We start from the raw sequence: 15,717 nt of genomic DNA on the forward strand, positions 1-15,717 counted from the left end.
CTCCGGAGCCGTTGTCTGGGTGCCCGACCCTCACGAAAGGCAGCGGCTCCGGTGCACCGAAGGAGAGGGCGGTACCCCTTGTGCGGGGGGTGCCGCCCTTTCGTGTGGGCGGGGGCGGGCGCTCTTGGGGGTTCTGTGATGTCCGTTCCCTTGTGAGGCCCAGGAGGCAAGTGGTGTAGTCCATTTCATGCCTCCGAGTAACGGTACGACTTCACCGCGTCTGTCACGCCGCTCGTTCGTCACCGCCCTCGCGGTGACCTCGGCAGCCACCGCCCTGCCGATCGGGCTCGGGCCCGCCGCCGCGCGGGCCGCCGGCGGGAGCGCGGTCAACGAGCGCCCCGTGGTCATCCCCGCCCTCCAGGCCTGGGCCGGATCCACGGGACGGTACCGCCTCGAAGCAGGCGCACCGGTCGTCGTGCAGACCGCCGCCCCGGGTGAGCTCCGCACGCTCGCCCGGCAGTTCGCCGACGAGATCGAAGAGGTCACCGGCATCAGGCCCGGCGCGCCCCGCGCCGGCCGCGGAGTGCGGGGCGGCCTGCGGCTCGTCCTCGACCCGGCCGACCGGCACGCGCCGGGCGGCGACTCGTACGCCGAGGAGGGCTACACCCTCACCGTCACCGCATCCGCCGTCACGGTCACCGCGCCCACCCGCACCGGCCTCTACTACGGCACCCGCTCGGTCCTGCAGATCCTCCTGCGCTCCGACGGGCGCCGCGAACTGCCCACCGGCACCGCCCACGACTGGCCCGACTACCGGCTGCGCGGCTTCATGCTGGACGCGGGCCGCCGCTACTTCACCCCGGGCTTCGTCCGCGACCAGCTGCGCCTGATGGGCTGGTTCAAGCTCAACGACCTGCAACTGCATCTGAACGACAACGAGATCAGCCCCGCCGACGGCGACTGGTCCAAGGCCTACGACGCGTTCCGGCTGCGTAGCGACAAGCCCGAATGGGCCGGGCTCGCCGCATCCGACGGCTCGTACTCGCGGGAGGACTGGGACTCCTTCGAGGACACGGCGGCCGCTCACGCCGTCCAGCTCACCCCCGAGATCGACGCGCCCGCACACGCCCGCTCCTTCGTGCGCTTCCGCCCCGAACTCGGCCTGAAGGGCGGCAACTCCGACCACCTCGACCTCGCCAGACCGGAGACGACGGCCTTCATGAAGAAGGTCTTCGACGAGTTCGCGCCCTGGTTCCGCAGCCCCGAGGTCCACTACGGCGCCGACGAGTACACCGGCCCGGAGGAGCAGTACCGCGGCTACTTCAACGCCATGGCCGCCCACCTGCGCACCCTCGGCAAACACCCCCGCGCCTGGGGCAGCCTCACCGAGATGGCGCCCTCCGGCACGTCCGGCTACGACCGTGACGTCACCATCCACAGCTGGAACAACGGCTGGTACGGCCCCAAGGCGGCCACGGCCGACGGCTACGAGATCGTCAACACGAACGACGGGCTCCTCTACATCGTCCCGTTCGCCACCTACTACCACCCGCTCGGCCTCGACGGCCCCTATCTGTACGAGAGCTGGGCCCCGCACGTCTTCCCCGGCGATCAGAGCCTCCAGCCGCACGACCCGAAGCTGCGGGGCGCCATGTCCGCCGTGTGGAACGACCTCGTGCACGCCACGTACACCCAGCAGGCCGTCCACGGTCTGGTCGAGAAGACCTTCGGGACGCTCGCTCAGAAGATGTGGAGCGGGTCCGCGGCGGGCCTGAGCTACCGGGACTTCACCACCGAGCTGCGGCGCGGGATCGCCGGACCCGGGCTCACCACCCTCACGCCCACGCTCGCCGAACCCGACCAGATCTCCCTGGACGCGCCGGCCACCGCCTCCTCCACGGCCGTGGGATCCCGCCCCGCGTACGCCACCGACGGCAGCCCGGTCACCCGGTGGACCAGCGGCCGCGAGCGGGCTCCCTGGCTGGCCGTCGACCTCGGGCAGAGCCGGCCCGTACAGCGTGTGCGCGTCGAATGGGGGCAGGATCACGGCACCGCGTACGGGGTCGAGGTCTCCGACGACGGCGTCGCATGGCGCACCGTCGCCGAGCGCACCGGCCGCGACCGCGCGGGCTGGGACGAACTCGGCTTCCCGGCGACCACCGCCCGCCATGTACGCCTGCGCGGGCGGGAGCACGCGAGCACGCGGTACTCGGTGTGGAGCCTCCAGGTGTACGACATCCCCGACCTGGCGCTCGGCCGCCCCACCACCGCGTCGTCCGCCGAGACGGCCACGCTCACCGCGCCCAACGCCACCGACGGCGACCCGGGCACCCGCTGGGCGTCGAAGTACACGGACGGCGAGTGGATCGAGGTCGACCTGGAACAGACGCGGACCGTGCGGCGGATCGTCCTCGACTGGGAGACGGCCGCCGGACGGGACTACGACCTCCAGGTCTCCGCCGACGCCACGGGCTCGTCCTGGAGCACCGTCGCCGCGCGCCGCGACCGCACCACGGCCGGGGTGGACACGGTCGACCTCGACGCCGTGGAGGCGCGGCGCGTACGGATGCTGGGTGTGAAGCGGCAGACGGCGTACGGGTACTCGCTCTACCGGTTCGAAGTGCGGGGCTGAGCACAGGGGCGAAGGGGTGCGGGGAAACGGGGGTGCGGGGTTCCGCATCTACTGGCCGGTAAGTACAGTCGGGCACCCCCGTACCCCCTCGTCCAGGGAGCACAGCCATGACCGGCTGGAACGCGAGCGACATCCCCGACCAGAGCGGCCGCACGGCCGTGGTCACCGGCGCCAACAGCGGCATCGGCTACATCACGGCACGCGAGCTGGCCCGCAAGGGCGCCCGCGTCGTCCTCGCCTGCCGCAGCGAGGCGCGGGGCACGGGCGCACTGGAGCGGCTGCGCTCCGAAGTGCCGGGCGCGCAGGCCGAGTTCGGGCAGCTCGACCTGGGTGGCCTGTCGTCCGTGCGGAAGTTCGCCGGATCCCACGGCAGCGGCGAGCGGCTCGACCTGCTGATCAACAACGCGGGCGTGATGGCGCTGCCCCAGGGGCGGACCGCCGACGGCTTCGAGACGCAGTTCGGCGTCAACCACCTCGGCCACTTCGCACTGACCGGCCTCCTCCTGCCCCGGCTCCTCGACACACCCGGCGCCCGCGTCGTCAGCGTCTCCAGCGGCTTCCACGCCCTCGCCGACGTCGACATCGCGGACCTCAACAGCGAGCGCCGCTACCGGCGCTGGATCGCGTACGGCCGCTCCAAGACGGCGAACCTGCTGTTCATCCACGAGCTGGCGCGCAAGCTGGCGGCACGCGGGTCCGACGTCGTCGCGGCGTCCGCGCACCCCGGTTACGCCTCCACGAACCTCGCGACGCAGGGCGTGCGCATGGAAGGCCGCAAGGCCGTCGAGCGGGTCATCGAGCTGGGCAACCGGGTCATCGCCCAGTCCGCCGAGGCCGGCGCGCTGCCCACGCTGTACGCGGCGACGGCTCCCGGGGTGCTCCCGGACTCGTTCACCGGCCCGTCCCTGATGATGTGGCGCGGGGCGCCCGCGACGTCGTGGCGGGCCCGGCGGACCCTCGACGACGCGGCGGGGGAGCGGCTGTGGGCCGCGTCGGAACAGCTGACGGGCGTGACGTTCTAGGAGACGTTCCAGGGGGTATTTCAAGCCGCCGGACCGGCCGGCCGGCTAGTCGAGTTCAGAGGCGTCGAAGACCGCGCGGGCCGCGTCGCCGTCGATGCGGGCCGCGAGGCGGTCGATGACCGGAGTGCCGCAGCGGAGCAGTCCGTTCGCGCGGGCCCGGCGCGTGCCTGTCTCCAGGCGGTGCCACAGGACGGGGTTGTCGGTGAGCACCTTCGGGTCCAGCTCCACGCGGCCGCCGAGCGCGTCGCGCAGCACGAGCCGCGGCGTCACCCCGTCGCTGTGGCGCACCGACGTCAGCAGGTCCGTGCAGACCCGCCGCGTGCCCCAGACGCCGCGCACGGCGAGCCAGCCGGGACCCGCGCTGACCAGCGGCGGATGCAGCACGGCGTGCAGCAGCACCGAGAGCCCCGCCCACAGCCCGACCCGCGCCGCGCTGAGCGTGCCGTTGGCCGTGTCGATCACCAGGATCAGGCAGAACAGCGTGAGCGCGCAGAACACCGCCGCCCGCAGATCGGCGGCCCACCGCCGGTCCCGCACCACTGTGTCCCGCGAAACCGGCGCCGCCGCCCGACCGCGGGATCCCGCCCTCGTATCGCGTCCCATGCAGCGCACCGTAAGCCCGTGCGGCGCCCCAGGTCAGCACTCTTGACGCGTCGCTGATCCGCCCGCCGCGCATGTTGACGCCGTGCTGACGGGAGGGCCGACATACGGCTGTAGTCCCTCTGTCGTAATCCCGCCGCATGGTTGATCGTTGGGCCGTCGTAATCCGTGTACGCCGAAAGAAGCCGGCGTTCAAGAGCAGCGAAAGCAGGGGGACGATCAATGACCATCAGCCGCAGGGGACTGCTCGGGACCGGCGCCGCGCTGGGGCTGCTCACCGCGTGCGGCTCCAACACCGGCCGGGACGACGGAGGCGCGGGCGGCGGGCCGGAGCTGTCGCAGTGGTACCACCAGTACGGCGAGCAGGGCACCGAGCAGGCCGTGAAGAAGTACGCCGCCGCGTACGACAAGGCGCACGTCACCGTCCAGTGGCGGCCCGGCAACTACGACGAGCAGACCGCCGCCGCCCTCCTCACCGACTCGGGCCCCGACGTCTTCGAGGTCAACGGGCCCACCCTCGACCAGATCCAGGGCAGGCAGATCGCCGACCTCACCGGCCTGTTCGAGGGGGTCAAGGACGACTTCAACCCGGCGGTCCTCGCCCCCAAGACGTACGACGGCAGGATCTGGGCGATCCCGCAGGCCATCGACATGCAGATGCTCTACTACCGCAAGAGCCTGCTCGCCGACGCCGGCGTCGAGCCGCCGAGGACCCTCGACGAGCTCGTGGACACTGCGAAGAGGCTCACCTCGAAGAAGACCAAAGGCCTCTTCCTCGGCAACGACGGCGGCGCCGGTGTCCTCGGCGGCACGCCCCTGTACGCGGCCGGCCTCGAACTCGTCACCGAGGACGGCAAGGTCGGCTTCGACGACCCGGCCGCCGCCCGCGCCCTCGGCAAGATCCACCAGCTGTACGCCGACAAGTCACTGCTCCTGGGCGCGCCCTCCGACTGGTCCGACCCGTCGGCGTTCGTCCAGGGCCTGACCGCCATGCAGTGGTCGGGCCTGTGGGCGCTGCCCACCGTGCAGAAGGAACTCGGCGACGACTTCGGCGTGCTGCCCTTCCCGAAGGACGGCGCGGGCGAGCCGTCGGTGCCGGTCGGCGCGTACGGCGCGGCGGTCTCCACCCGAGGCAAGCACCAGCAGGCCGCGAAGGACTACCTCAAGTGGCTGTGGATCGACCGCACCGACCACCAGGAGGACTTCGCCCTCTCGTACGGCTTCCACATCCCGGCCCGTAAATCGCTGGCGAAGAAGGCCGGGAAGCTCAGGAAGGGCGCGGCGGCCGACGCGGTCCGCTTCACGACCGACCACGGCTGCGCCCAGCCTCTGCGCTGGACACCCGCCAGCCAGACCGCCTACCAGGACGCCCTGAGCCGCATCATCAAGGACGGCGCGAGTCCGGAGAGCGAGCTGAAGAAGGTCGTGCGGAAGGTGTCGGCCGAACTCGACCGCGTGAAGAAGAAGTGAGCCTCCGGCAAGAGGGCCGCCGCCAGGCGATCCCTCGGCAGAGAGGCCGCCGGCAGGGCGGCACGGCACGGAAGTGGGCCGGCGTCCAGAACCGCACCCTCTGGTTCTGGATCTTCGTCGGGCCCTTCCTCCTCGGCCTCGGCGTCTTCACGTACATCCCGCTCGGCTGGAGTGTCTACCTCAGCTTCTTCGACGCCCGCAACACCGTCACCCCGAGCGGCTTCGTCGGCCTCGGCAACTACACGGCGATGCTGAGGAACGAGGCGTTCACCGACAGCCTGTGGACGTTCCTCGTCTTCTCGCTCTTCATCGTCCCCGCCACCTACGCGCTGTCGCTCGCCCTCGCCCTCATGGTGAACCGCCAACGCCGTGCCCAGGCGTTCTTCCGCTCGGTCTTCTTCCTGCCCGCCGCCTGCTCCTACGTGGTGGCCGCGCTGATCTGGAAGATGTCGCTCTTCAACGGGGTGCGGTTCGGGCTCGCCAACACCGTCCTCGGCTGGTTCGGCGGCGACCAGATCGCCTGGCTGTCGACGACCGACCCGCCCTGGTACTGGGCCGTCATCGTCACCGTACGGCTCTGGCTCCAGGCCGGCTTCTACATGGTGCTGTTCCTCGCGGGGCTCCAGCGCATCAGCCCCACCCTCTACGAGGCGGCGGCCGTCGACGGGGCGCGGCCCGGCTGGCAGGTCTTCCGGCACATCACGTTCCCGCAGCTGCGGGCCACCTCCGTGGCGGTCGTCCTGCTCCTCGTCATCAACGCCTTCCAGGCCTTCGACGAGTTCTACAACCTGCTCTCGGACGCCCGCGGCTATCCGCCGTACGCCAGGCCCCCGCTCGTCTACCTCTATTACACGGCGCTCGGCCAGGGGCAGAACCTCGGGCTCGGCAGCGCCGGCGCGGTGCTGCTCGCCCTGATCATCGCGGTGGTGACGGTGGGGCAGGCCAAGTGGTTCGGCCTGGGCCGGAAGGAGGCGCAGTGAGGGACGACTCCCGGGTCAGGGCGGGCCGCGCCCTGCGCCTCGCCCTGCTGATCGCGCTCGCGCTCCTGTTCCTGATCCCCTTCTACCTCCTTGTACGCAACGGGCTCGCCGCCGAGAGCGACATCACCTCGCCCGAGTGGACGTTCTTCCCGTCCTCGCTGCACTGGGGGAACGTGAACGAACTCTTCGGCGACACGTCCGTCCCCTACGCCCGCTCCCTGCTCAACTCCGCGCTCATCGCCGTCGCGACGACGCTCGGCACCCTCCTTCTCGCCTCGCTCGCCGGCTACGGCCTGGCCCGCATCCCGTACCGGCACGCGAACAAGGTCTTCTACGCGATCCTCGGCACCCTGATGGTCCCGGCCGCGGTCACCTTCGTGCCCAGCTTCGTGCTCGTCTCGTCGCTGGGCTGGATCTCGACACTGCGCGGACTGATCGTCCCGAGCCTGTTCTCCGCGTTCGCCTGCTTCGTCTTCCGCCAGTATTTCCTGGGATTTCCCGGGGAGCTGGAGGACGCGGCGCGCGTCGACGGGCTCGGCCACTGGCGTACGTACTGGCGGGTGGTCGTGCCCAACTCCCGGCCCGTCTTCGCGGCCGTCGGCACGATCGTCTTCATCGGCGCGTGGAACTCCTTCCTGTGGCCCCTGGTCATCGGCCAGGACCGCAACGCATGGACCGTCCAGGTGGCGCTCTCTTCCTTCACCACGTCCCAAGTGGTGAGGCTCCACGAGCTGTTCATCGCGGCGGCCGTGTCGATCGTGCCGCTGCTCGTGGTGTTCCTGTTCTTCCAGCGGTGGATCGTGGCGGGGGTGGAGCGCTCGGGCATCGACGACTGACCCGCCCCCGTCCCTCAGCGGGCTGTGCCGCTGCGACCGGCGTAAGCGGAACGGTCGGTCAGGAAGTGCTCGGCGTGGGTCAGGTGATGCTCGGCGTGGTCTGCACGGCGTACGTGGCGACCGCGTACGCCTCGTCGTCGAGGCATGCGCCGCTCTCCAGGTCGAAGCGCTGCTTGAGCAGCGGCGACGCGACGAACGGGCGGCCCTCGGTCGAGCCGATCAGGCCGCGTGAGAGGACCGCGGCGCCCGTGAACGGGTCACGGTTGCCGACCGCGTAGAGGCGGCCCGTGCGGTCCAGGAACACGGCGGCCTGCCGGCCGTCGGGGAGCAGCGCCGCGACCCCGCGGCCCGGGGTCAGCCGGGTCAGTTCGCAGACCGTGAACCAGGCGTCCTCCAGGTGGAGTTGCACCATCACGGCGGTCTTCTCGGGTGCGACGGTCATGACGTCACCGATCCTTCCAGGGGGCGGGAGCCGATGGACAGCAGGGGCAGGTCCGGCTTGATCTGGCCGCGCTCCGGGACGAACCGCACCAGCGGGTCCGGCGCGTCGGGCGCGTTCACGAAGGACACGAAGCGCTCCAGGCGCTCCGGGTCGTTGATGGTGTCGGCCCACTCGTCGCGGTAGTGCGCGACGTGGTCGGCCATCAGGGCCTCCAGCTCGTCACAGAGGCCGAGGGAGTCGTGCACGACGACGTCCCGAACGTGGTCGAGGCCGCCCTCGATCCGCTCCAGCCAGCCCGCCGTACGCTCCAGACGGTCGGCCGTGCGGATGTAGAACATCAGGAACCGGTCGATCAGCCGGATCAGCTCGGCGTCGGACAGGTCCTGCGCGAGGAGGTCCGCGTGACGCGGGGTCGCGCCGCCGTTGCCGCCCACGTACAGGTTCCAGCCGTTGGCCGTGGCGATCACCCCGAAGTCCTTCGACTGGGCCTCCGCGCACTCGCGCCCGCAGCCCGACACGGCCGACTTCAGCTTGTGCGGCGCCCGCAGACCCCGGTAGCGCAGCTCCAGGTCGATCGCCATACGCACCGAGTCCTGGACGCCGTAGCGGCACCACGTCTGACCCACGCACGACTTCACCGTCCGCAGCGCCTTGCCGTACGCGTGGCCCGACTCGAAACCAGCGTCCACCAACCTCGCCCAGATCAGCGGCAGTTGCTCGACCCGCGCGCCGAACAGGTCGATCCGCTGCCCCCCGGTGATCTTTGTGTAGAGGCCGAAGTCACGCGCCACCTCACCGATCACGATCAGCTTCTCCGGCGTGACCTCCCCGCCGGGGATGCGGGGCACGACCGAATAGGAGCCGTTCTTCTGGAGGTTGGCGAGGAAGTGGTCGTTCGTGTCCTGGAGCGCCGCCTGCTCGCCGTCGAGGACATGGCCCTCGGCGCCGATCGTCGGGGCGAGCGAGGCGATGATCGAGCCGACGGCCGGCTTGCACACCTCACAGCCCTCGCCGCCACGCGCCCCGTCCCGCCCGTGCGCGTCGAGCAGCTCCGCGTACGACGCGATCCGCTTGACCCGGACGATCTCGTACAGCTCGGCGCGGGTGTGCGGGAAGCAGCCGCACAGGCCCTTGTCGCCGCTCTGCGGGAGGAGCTGGCCGATCAGCTTCACGCAACTGCCGCAGCCCGTTCCGGCCTTGGTGCACTTCTTCACCTCGGGCAGCGTGGCGTGCGCCTGGATCGCCTCCTTGGTGACGTTGTGGCAGGAGCAGATCACCGCGTCGCCGGGCAGCGCCTCCGGGCCGAGCGCCACCGGCGCCCCCGCACCGGCGGGCAGCACCAGCTGCTCGGGCGCCACGGGCGGCACCGAACCGGTCAGTGCGCGCAGCGTCCCGTACGCCTCCGCGTCCCCGACCAGGATCCCGCCGAGCAGCTCCCCCTCCGGGCCCACGACGAGCTTCTTGTACGTGCCCGAGCGCGAGTCCGAGTAGACGACGTCGAGGCAGCCGTCGGCCGCGCCGTGCGCGTCGCCGAACGACGCCACGTCCACGCCGAGCAGCTTCAGCTTCGTCGACAGATCGGCACCGGTGAACTGCCCGTCCTGCGAGGCGATCGAGGCGGCCACGGTCTGCGCCATCTCGTAGCCCGGCGCGACCAGGCCGTACACGCGGCCGTCCACGGCCTGCGCGCACTCGCCGATCGCGTAGACGGCCGGGTCGCTGGTGCGGCACCGCTCGTCGACGGTGATGCCGCCGCGCTCGCCCACCGTGAGGCCCATGTCGCGGGCGAGCTGGTCGCGCGGCCGAACGCCCGCCGAGAACACCACCAGGTCCGTCGCCAGCTCCGAGCCGTCCGACAGCTTCATGGCGCGCACCGCGCCGTCCTCGCCGCCGGTCAGGATCTCCTGCGTGCCGACGCCCGTGTGGACGCTCAGGCCCATGCCCGTGATGGTGCGCAGGAGGGCCGCGCCGCCGCCCTCGTCGACCTGCACCGGCATCAGACGCGGCGCGAACTCCACGACGTGCGTGGCGAGGCCGAGGCCGCGCAGGGCGCCGGCCGCCTCCAGGCCGAGCAGCCCGCCGCCCACCACCGCGCCGGTCGTGGCGCGCCGCTTCGCGTACTCCTCGATCGCGAGCAGGTCCTCGATCGTGCGGTACACGAAACAGCCCGTCGCGTCCTTGCCGGGCACGGGCGGCACGAACGGGTAGGAGCCGGTCGCGAGGACGAGGGTGTCGTACCTGACCTGGAGACCCGAGCGCGCCGTGACCGTCCGCGTCGCGCGGTCGATGTGCTCGGCCGGGTCCCCGAGGTGCAGCTCGATGCCGTGCCGGGCGAGGAACCCGGCGTCCGTGAGCGAGAGCTCGTCCGGGGTGCGGCCCGAGAAGTACGAGGTGAGCTGGACCCGGTCGTAGGCGGGGCGCGGCTCCTCGCACAGCACGACGACGCGGTGCGTGTCCGTGAGACCGCGCTCGGCCAGGGCCTCCAGGAAGCGCTGGCCGACCATGCCGTGGCCGACGAGTACGAGTGTGGGCATGGTGGGCATCTCAGAGGCCTCCGTCGTGAGTGAGCAGGTGGAGCAGGGGTGCGCCGTCGCCGGGCAGCGGGTCGTCGGCCTCCCAGGCCCGGGCGAGCGCCCCGACCGTGCCGAGCTCGCCGACCAGGATCCCGCCGACGAGCCGGTCACCGCGGACGACGACCTTGCGGTACGTGCCACGGGTGGCGTCGGCGAGCTGCACGACGTCGTCACCGGGCAGCGCCTCGGGCTCGCCGAACGCGGCCAGGTCGAGCGGCCCGGCCTCGTGCGGCAGGGTCAGCCGGGTGAGGGTGCGGGTGCCCGCGTAGGGGCGCCGCCGGCCGGACAGCAGGTTCTCGGCGAGCGCGTCGGCCTGTTCGACGGCCGGGGTCGCGAGCCCGTAGACGCGGCCCGCGTGCTGGGCGCAGTCCCCGATCGCGCGGACGCGGGGGTCCGACGTGCGCAGCTCGTCGTCGACGACGATCCCCTCGCGCACGTCGAGCCCGGCCGCCGCCGCGAGACCGGTCCGGGGGCGCACCCCGCACGCGAGGACCGTCAGATCCGTGCCGAGGACATAGCCGTCGGCGAGCTCGACGCGGCGGACCGCTCCGTCGGCGACGCCCACGCCCCGTACCCGGCACTGTGTGTGCACCTCCACGCCGAGCGCGGTGAGGTGCTCGTGCACCAGGTGCGAGGACCGGGGGTCGAGCTGGCGCTCCATCAGGCGCTCGGACTGCTGTGTGAGCACCACCTGGGCGCCGCGCAGGGCGAGCGCGCGGGCCGCGGACACCCCGAGGAGCCCGCCGCCGACGACGACGGCGCGCACACCGGGAGCCACCGCCCGCGACAGGGCCAGGCAGTCGTCCATGGTGCGGAAGGCGTGCACCCCGCCGGGAAGCTCCGCCGCGCCCGGCGCGAACAGGCCGCGCAGCGGCGGCAGGACCGGGTTCGATCCGGTGGCGAGCACGAGGGTGTCGTACGGGACGTCGGAGCCGTCCTCGCAGCGCACCACGCGCTCGGCGCGGTCGATGCGGACGGCTCGGGTCCGCAGGTGGGTGCCGGTGTGGCGGGGCAGCGCGATGACGTCGGCGCCGTAGCTGCCCGCGAGGACCTCGGCGAGCAGCACCCTGTTGTAGGGGGTGTGCGCCTCCTCGCCGATGAGTACGGCGGCCGAGCCCAGGCGCCGGGCGAGCCGGGTACCGGCGAGGCCGGTGCCGATCACCACCACGCGCCCGGTGTCCGTCGAATAGGTCATGCACGACAGCCTGCGGGGCCGGTGTTAACCGGCCGCATCCCTCCCGTTTCCCACGGGGAACGCTGCGCTCAGCGCGCGAGGGGCGTCGGTGTGAGGGCTCAGCGGCTGCCTGTCAGATGGGCGAACACCACGACGTTGCCCCGGTAGCCGGTCTGCTTCGAGTAGCCGCCGCCACAGGTGATGACGCGCAGCTCGGGCCGGTCCGCGGCGCCGTACACCTTCTGATCGGGGAAGGCGCCGGCGTCGTAGACCTCGACGGCGTCGACGGTGAACACGGCGACGGAGCCGTCGCGGCGGTCGACCTCGATGGGGCGGCCCTTGGCGAGGGCGCCCAGGTCGTAGAAGACGGCGGGACCGTCGGCGTTGTCGACGTGGCCGGCCACGACCGCCGTGCCGCGGACGCCGGGCGCGGTCCCGGCCTCGTACCAGCCGGCCAGGTTCTTCTCCTGCGGCGGCGGGACGTCCAGGCTGCCCTGCGGGGTCAGGCCGAGTCCCATGAGCGGCGCGTCCACCCGGATCGAGGGGATGCGGATGCGGTCGGGCGGCGAGGAGGAGAGGGGGGCCGCGGCGGGCGGCTCGTGGCCGGTGCCGGGGTGCGCGGACGCGGCCTGCGCGGCGGACGGCTGCGGCGGTCCTTGCGTCTCGGTGCCCTGGTGCAGCAGCCAGGCGCCCAGGCACAGGGCGAGAGCGGTGACCGCGGTTATGAGTCCGCTGCTGACTCTTCGGCGGGGCGCCTGCGGCATCGGCTTCTCCAGGTCGAAGCGGGTGGGGGTCGCCTTCCTCCCCCGGCCGCGTGAGGGGGGTGCGCGGCCGGGGGAGGAGAGGACATGCGGTACCAGGGGGCCGGAGGGACAGCGGAGGTCGTCCGTCCGGCGCCCGTCAGATCCCTTCGCCTCTCGCCCGGCGATGCAGGAGCCAGGTACCGCCCGCGGCGGCGACGGCAAGCGCCGCCACTCCCGCCGCGGTCTTCACGGGGTCGGTGCCGAGCGCGCCGCCGACCCCCGTCTTCACATGGCCCTTCGGAGGGACCTGGTCCGAGGAGTAGGGGAGCGCGACGATCAGATCGCCCGTCACCTGCCCGCCGCCGGAGCACTCAGCGACGATCTCGTACGTTCCGGGCTGCGCAGACGGAGGCACCTGGAACCGCCCCTCGGCGTCCTTCGCATGCGTGCCAGGGGCGAGCATGAAGGTGCCCGCGCCGACCGCGCTCGCGTCCCCGGCGGCGGTGCGGGACGCACCGCACGCGGTGGTGTGGACGGTGACCGTGGCGCCCGCGGTGGCGTTCGCCGGGTACACCTCGAGGCCGCCCGACCCGGCGTACGCGGGCGCGGCGGTCAGTGCCGCGGCGGCCGCGGCGAGCGCGGCAGCGTTCAGCAGGCGGGATGTGCGCATCGTGTCGTGCTCCTCCGAGGGGGCACGGCCCGCGGCACCCCCAAGTGCCGCTGCGTCGGTCACGCCCCTGCCCTACCGAGGTAAGTGGCACTCGCCCCGGCACGCCTCCTGATGCACCATCAGAAAACTGGTGAAAGGGCGTCATCTGACACCCCGGCAGGAGCATTCCAGCAGGTCATCGCCGTGTCGGAGAAAAGAACCCACAGGGAGGGCCGGCGCCGGTGAACGGGTGACCGGGCCCACGTGGCGCCCGCTTGACCTCAACCAAACTTCAGGTACGAGGCTTGTCCCATGAACACCACAGCCGCACCGTCCGCCGCCCCCGTTTCCGCCCCCACCGAGGCCCCCGTCCGGGTGGCCGTCGTCATCGGCAGCAACCGCGAGGGCCGCTTCGGTCCCGTCGTCGCCGACTGGCTCATGTCCCTGCTCGGGGAGCGCCCCGACTTCGCCGTCGACGTGATCGACGTAGCCGCCACCGACCTGCCCACCGCGCTCTCCTACGACCCGTCCGCCGAGGTACGGGCCGAGCTGGCCAAGGTCACCCCGAAGCTGGCCGCGGCCGACGCCTTCGTCGTCCTCACGCCCGAGTACAACCACTCCTACCCGGCGTCCCTCAAGAACGTCATCGACTGGCACCACGCCGAATGGCAGGCCAAGCCCGTCGGTTTCGTCTCCTACGGCGGGATCTCCGGCGGCCTGCGCGCGGTCGAGCACCTGCGCACCGTCTTCGCCGAGCTGCACGCCGTCACGGTCAGGGACACCGTCTCCTTCGCCAATGCGGGCAGCCACTTCGACGCGTCCGGCGCCCACCGGGACCCCGAGGCGCCGGCCGCCGCGGCGAAGTCGATGCTCGACCAGCTTGCATGGTGGGCGAAGGCGCTGCGGGAGGCGAAGGAGGTGCGCCCGTACGGCAGTTGAGACCGGACGGACGAAGGTCCCCGCGGTCGTTCGGCGGCGGGGACCCTCGCTCACACAGGTGGGATGTCAGCCCACGGACACGGCCGACCAGGTCGCGGCCACGGCGGCGTACTCCGCGCTGCCGGCCCCGTACAGGTCCTTCGCCGCGCTGAGCGTCGCCGTGCGGGCGCCCGCGTAGTTCGTCGAGGACGTCATGTAGACGGTCAGGGCCCGGTACCAGATCTTGCCGAGCTTGTCCTTGCCGATGCCGCTCAGCGTCGAGCCGTTGCACGTCGTGCTGTTGTGCTGGACGCCGCCGATGACCTTCGGCCCGCTGCCCTCGGCGAGCAGGTACGCGAAGTGGTTGGCGACCCCGGACGAGTAGTGCACGTCGAGGTTGCCGACCGACGAGCTCCAGCAGTCCGCGGAGTTGCCGTCCTTGCTGGGCTTGTCCATGAAGCGCAGCGCCGGCTGACCGAAGCCGGGCTTCACGATCTTCTCGCCGATGAGCCAGTCGCCCGGGTCGGACGCGTTGTTCGCGTAGAACTCGACGAGCGTGCCGAAGATGTCGGACGTCGCCTCGTTCAGGCCGCCGGACTCGCCCGAGTAGGTGAGCCCCGCCGTCTTCGACGTGACACCGTGCGACATCTCGTGCCCGGCGACGTCGAGCGCCACGAGCGGCCCGAACGTCGAGCCGTCACCGTCGCCGTACGTCATGCAGAAGCAGGTGTCGTCCCAGAAGGCGTTGTTGTAGTTGCTGCCGTAGTGGACGCGGTTGTACGAGCCCTTGCCGTCGCCGCCGATGCCGTTACGGCCGTGGACGTTCTTGTAGTAGTCCCACGTCGTGTCGGTCCCGTACTGGGCGTCCACGGCGGCCGACGAGCGGTCGGCGTTCGCGCCGGTGCCCCAGTGGTTGTCGGTGTCGGTGAACACCACCGCGGGAGCGCGGCTCCAGCAGATGGTCAGGATGCAGCCGTCGGTCTTGTTCTGCGCGTCACCCGAGTAGGTGCCGCCCCGCGTCGCGTCCTTGAGCTGGTACGTCGACCCGGACTGGGTCGTCTCCAGCGGCACCGTGCCCGAGTAGAGGGACTTCCCGTCGCCGGTCGCGGTCTCGATGCTGTCCCAGGCGTCGATCTGCTTGCCGGTGGTGGCGTCGGTGAGGACGACACGGGCGACCGGGTTGCCGAGCGAGTCCTTGCCGGCGGCGTCGGTGCGCCAGGCCAGCTTCGGCGCGCCGTGCAGCGCGTCCACGACGAGCGCGGGCTTGGCGACGACCTTGCGCAGGAGCTCGCCCGGGTTGGCGGCGCGCAGCGCGGCGGACGCGAGGTCGGCGGCCTTCGGGGCGGGGAGCGCCGGCGTCACGCTCGGCACGGCGAGGTCGCCGCGGACCGCGCGGTTCGCCGAGCGGTAGCCGCCGTCGCGGTTCAGGTGGACGACGAAGTCGCCGCCGAGAACGGGGAGCTTGCGGAAGGTGCGGTCGTAGCGCACGTGCTGGGTGCCGTCCGGGTCGACGACGACGTCCCGCACGGAGGTGCCCTGAGCTGAGGTGAGCCCGACGTCCCCGGCCACCGCGTGCAGCGCGGCCGCGGCGTTCCGGACGGCGTCGGCCCGGGTGGGCGGGGCGGTGTCGGCGCCAGCGGTGGGGGCGAGGGCGGCGGCCAGCAGGGTGGCGGCCGCCGTGGCTATGCCGGCGGTGGTGAGTCGCGATGTGGTCCGGGCAGGTCTCATCGGGCTCCTA

At 72.1% G+C, this 15,717-nt stretch carries 13 protein-coding genes; 6 read left to right on the top strand and 7 right to left on the bottom strand.

Translation table 11 applies throughout. The annotated features are described in order from the left end of the window. Positions 1-187 precede the first annotated feature (187 nt). Positions 188-2,572: a galactose-binding domain-containing protein gene (locus tag OG758_RS32010; protein WP_326713108.1), complete on the top strand. Its 2,385-nt coding sequence runs from the start codon at positions 188-190 to the stop codon at positions 2,570-2,572. Between the two features lie 107 nt (positions 2,573-2,679). After that, the gene (locus tag OG758_RS32015; RefSeq protein WP_326713109.1) at positions 2,680-3,594 is read left to right on the top strand and encodes an oxidoreductase; all 915 of its coding nucleotides are present in this window, start codon (positions 2,680-2,682) and stop codon (positions 3,592-3,594) included. A 45-nt stretch (positions 3,595-3,639) separates the two neighbouring features. On the opposite strand, the gene OG758_RS32020 is transcribed toward OG758_RS32015, so the two are convergent. Next, positions 3,640-4,197, bottom strand: a complete 558-nt coding sequence (locus tag OG758_RS32020) for a hypothetical protein (RefSeq protein ID WP_326713110.1) — start codon at positions 4,195-4,197, stop codon at positions 3,640-3,642. A gap of 219 nt (positions 4,198-4,416) precedes the next feature. Between OG758_RS32020 and OG758_RS32025 the strand changes: the two genes are divergently transcribed. The 3 genes from OG758_RS32025 (at position 4,417) to OG758_RS32035 (ending at position 7,480) form a co-directional block, all read left to right on the top strand. Continuing rightward, positions 4,417-5,664, top strand: a complete 1,248-nt coding sequence (locus tag OG758_RS32025; protein WP_326713111.1) for an ABC transporter substrate-binding protein — start codon at positions 4,417-4,419, stop codon at positions 5,662-5,664. Between the two features lie 110 nt (positions 5,665-5,774). Then, on the top strand, positions 5,775-6,644 hold the full coding sequence (locus OG758_RS32030) for a carbohydrate ABC transporter permease (RefSeq protein ID WP_382606629.1): 870 nt from the start codon (positions 5,775-5,777) through the stop codon (positions 6,642-6,644). After that, positions 6,641-7,480 carry a carbohydrate ABC transporter permease gene (locus OG758_RS32035; protein ID WP_326713112.1) on the top strand — a complete coding sequence of 280 codons (840 nt, stop codon included), beginning with the start codon at positions 6,641-6,643 and terminating at the stop codon, positions 7,478-7,480. The genes OG758_RS32030 and OG758_RS32035 overlap by 4 nt, the downstream gene beginning before the upstream one ends. 79 nt (positions 7,481-7,559) lie before the next feature. On the opposite strand, the gene nirD is transcribed toward OG758_RS32035, so the two are convergent. The 5 genes from nirD to OG758_RS32060 form a co-directional block, all read right to left on the bottom strand. Next, positions 7,560-7,922, bottom strand: coding sequence for a nitrite reductase small subunit NirD (nirD, locus tag OG758_RS32040; protein ID WP_326713113.1), 363 nt, complete (start codon positions 7,920-7,922; stop codon positions 7,560-7,562). Next, on the bottom strand, positions 7,919-10,465 hold the full coding sequence (nirB, locus tag OG758_RS32045; protein ID WP_326713114.1) for a nitrite reductase large subunit NirB: 2,547 nt from the start codon (positions 10,463-10,465) through the stop codon (positions 7,919-7,921). Before nirB ends, nirD begins: the two co-directional genes overlap by 4 nt. 1 nt (position 10,466) lies before the next feature. Next, entirely contained in the window at positions 10,467-11,690 is a 1,224-nt protein-coding gene (locus OG758_RS32050) for an NAD(P)/FAD-dependent oxidoreductase (RefSeq protein WP_326713115.1), read from the bottom strand. A gap of 98 nt (positions 11,691-11,788) precedes the next feature. Next, complete coding sequence (locus OG758_RS32055; RefSeq protein WP_326713116.1) at positions 11,789-12,433, bottom strand: class F sortase; 645 nt, start codon at positions 12,431-12,433, stop codon at positions 11,789-11,791. A 136-nt stretch (positions 12,434-12,569) separates the two neighbouring features. Next, on the bottom strand, positions 12,570-13,082 hold the full coding sequence (locus OG758_RS32060; protein ID WP_326713117.1) for a hypothetical protein: 513 nt from the start codon (positions 13,080-13,082) through the stop codon (positions 12,570-12,572). Positions 13,083-13,373: 291 nt separating this feature from the next. Between OG758_RS32060 and OG758_RS32065 the strand changes: the two genes are divergently transcribed. Continuing rightward, positions 13,374-14,000 carry an NADPH-dependent FMN reductase gene (locus OG758_RS32065; protein ID WP_326713118.1) on the top strand — a complete coding sequence of 209 codons (627 nt, stop codon included), beginning with the start codon at positions 13,374-13,376 and terminating at the stop codon, positions 13,998-14,000. A 66-nt stretch (positions 14,001-14,066) separates the two neighbouring features. On the opposite strand, the gene OG758_RS32070 is transcribed toward OG758_RS32065, so the two are convergent. Beyond that, positions 14,067-15,707, bottom strand: a complete 1,641-nt coding sequence (locus OG758_RS32070) for a M4 family metallopeptidase (RefSeq protein WP_326713119.1) — start codon at positions 15,705-15,707, stop codon at positions 14,067-14,069. Positions 15,708-15,717 lie beyond the last annotated feature (10 nt).

The sequence above is a fragment of the Streptomyces sp. NBC_01474 genome, assembly GCF_035918215.1.
Classification (GTDB): Bacteria; Actinomycetota; Actinomycetes; order Streptomycetales; family Streptomycetaceae; genus Streptomyces; species Streptomyces aureus.

What these genes read in the sequence shown, in the direction of transcription:
- OG758_RS32015 (WP_326713109.1), top strand. Translation starts at nt 2,680, where the DNA reads ATGACCGGCTGGAACGCGAGCGACATCCCCGACCAGAGCGGCCGCACG.
- OG758_RS32025 (WP_326713111.1), top strand. Translation starts at nt 4,417, where the DNA reads ATGACCATCAGCCGCAGGGGACTGCTCGGGACCGGCGCCGCGCTGGGG.
- nirB (WP_326713114.1), bottom strand. Translation starts at nt 10,465, where the DNA reads ATGCCCACCATGCCCACACTCGTACTCGTCGGCCACGGCATGGTCGGC.
- OG758_RS32050 (WP_326713115.1), bottom strand. Translation starts at nt 11,690, where the DNA reads ATGACCTATTCGACGGACACCGGGCGCGTGGTGGTGATCGGCACCGGC.
- OG758_RS32020 (WP_326713110.1), bottom strand. Translation starts at nt 4,197, where the DNA reads ATGGGACGCGATACGAGGGCGGGATCCCGCGGTCGGGCGGCGGCGCCG.
- OG758_RS32060 (WP_326713117.1), bottom strand. Translation starts at nt 13,082, where the DNA reads ATGCGCACATCCCGCCTGCTGAACGCTGCCGCGCTCGCCGCGGCCGCC.
- OG758_RS32010 (WP_326713108.1), top strand. Translation starts at nt 188, where the DNA reads ATGCCTCCGAGTAACGGTACGACTTCACCGCGTCTGTCACGCCGCTCG.
- nirD (WP_326713113.1), bottom strand. Translation starts at nt 7,922, where the DNA reads ATGACCGTCGCACCCGAGAAGACCGCCGTGATGGTGCAACTCCACCTG.
- OG758_RS32065 (WP_326713118.1), top strand. Translation starts at nt 13,374, where the DNA reads ATGAACACCACAGCCGCACCGTCCGCCGCCCCCGTTTCCGCCCCCACC.
- OG758_RS32070 (WP_326713119.1), bottom strand. Translation starts at nt 15,707, where the DNA reads ATGAGACCTGCCCGGACCACATCGCGACTCACCACCGCCGGCATAGCC.
- OG758_RS32055 (WP_326713116.1), bottom strand. Translation starts at nt 12,433, where the DNA reads ATGCCGCAGGCGCCCCGCCGAAGAGTCAGCAGCGGACTCATAACCGCG.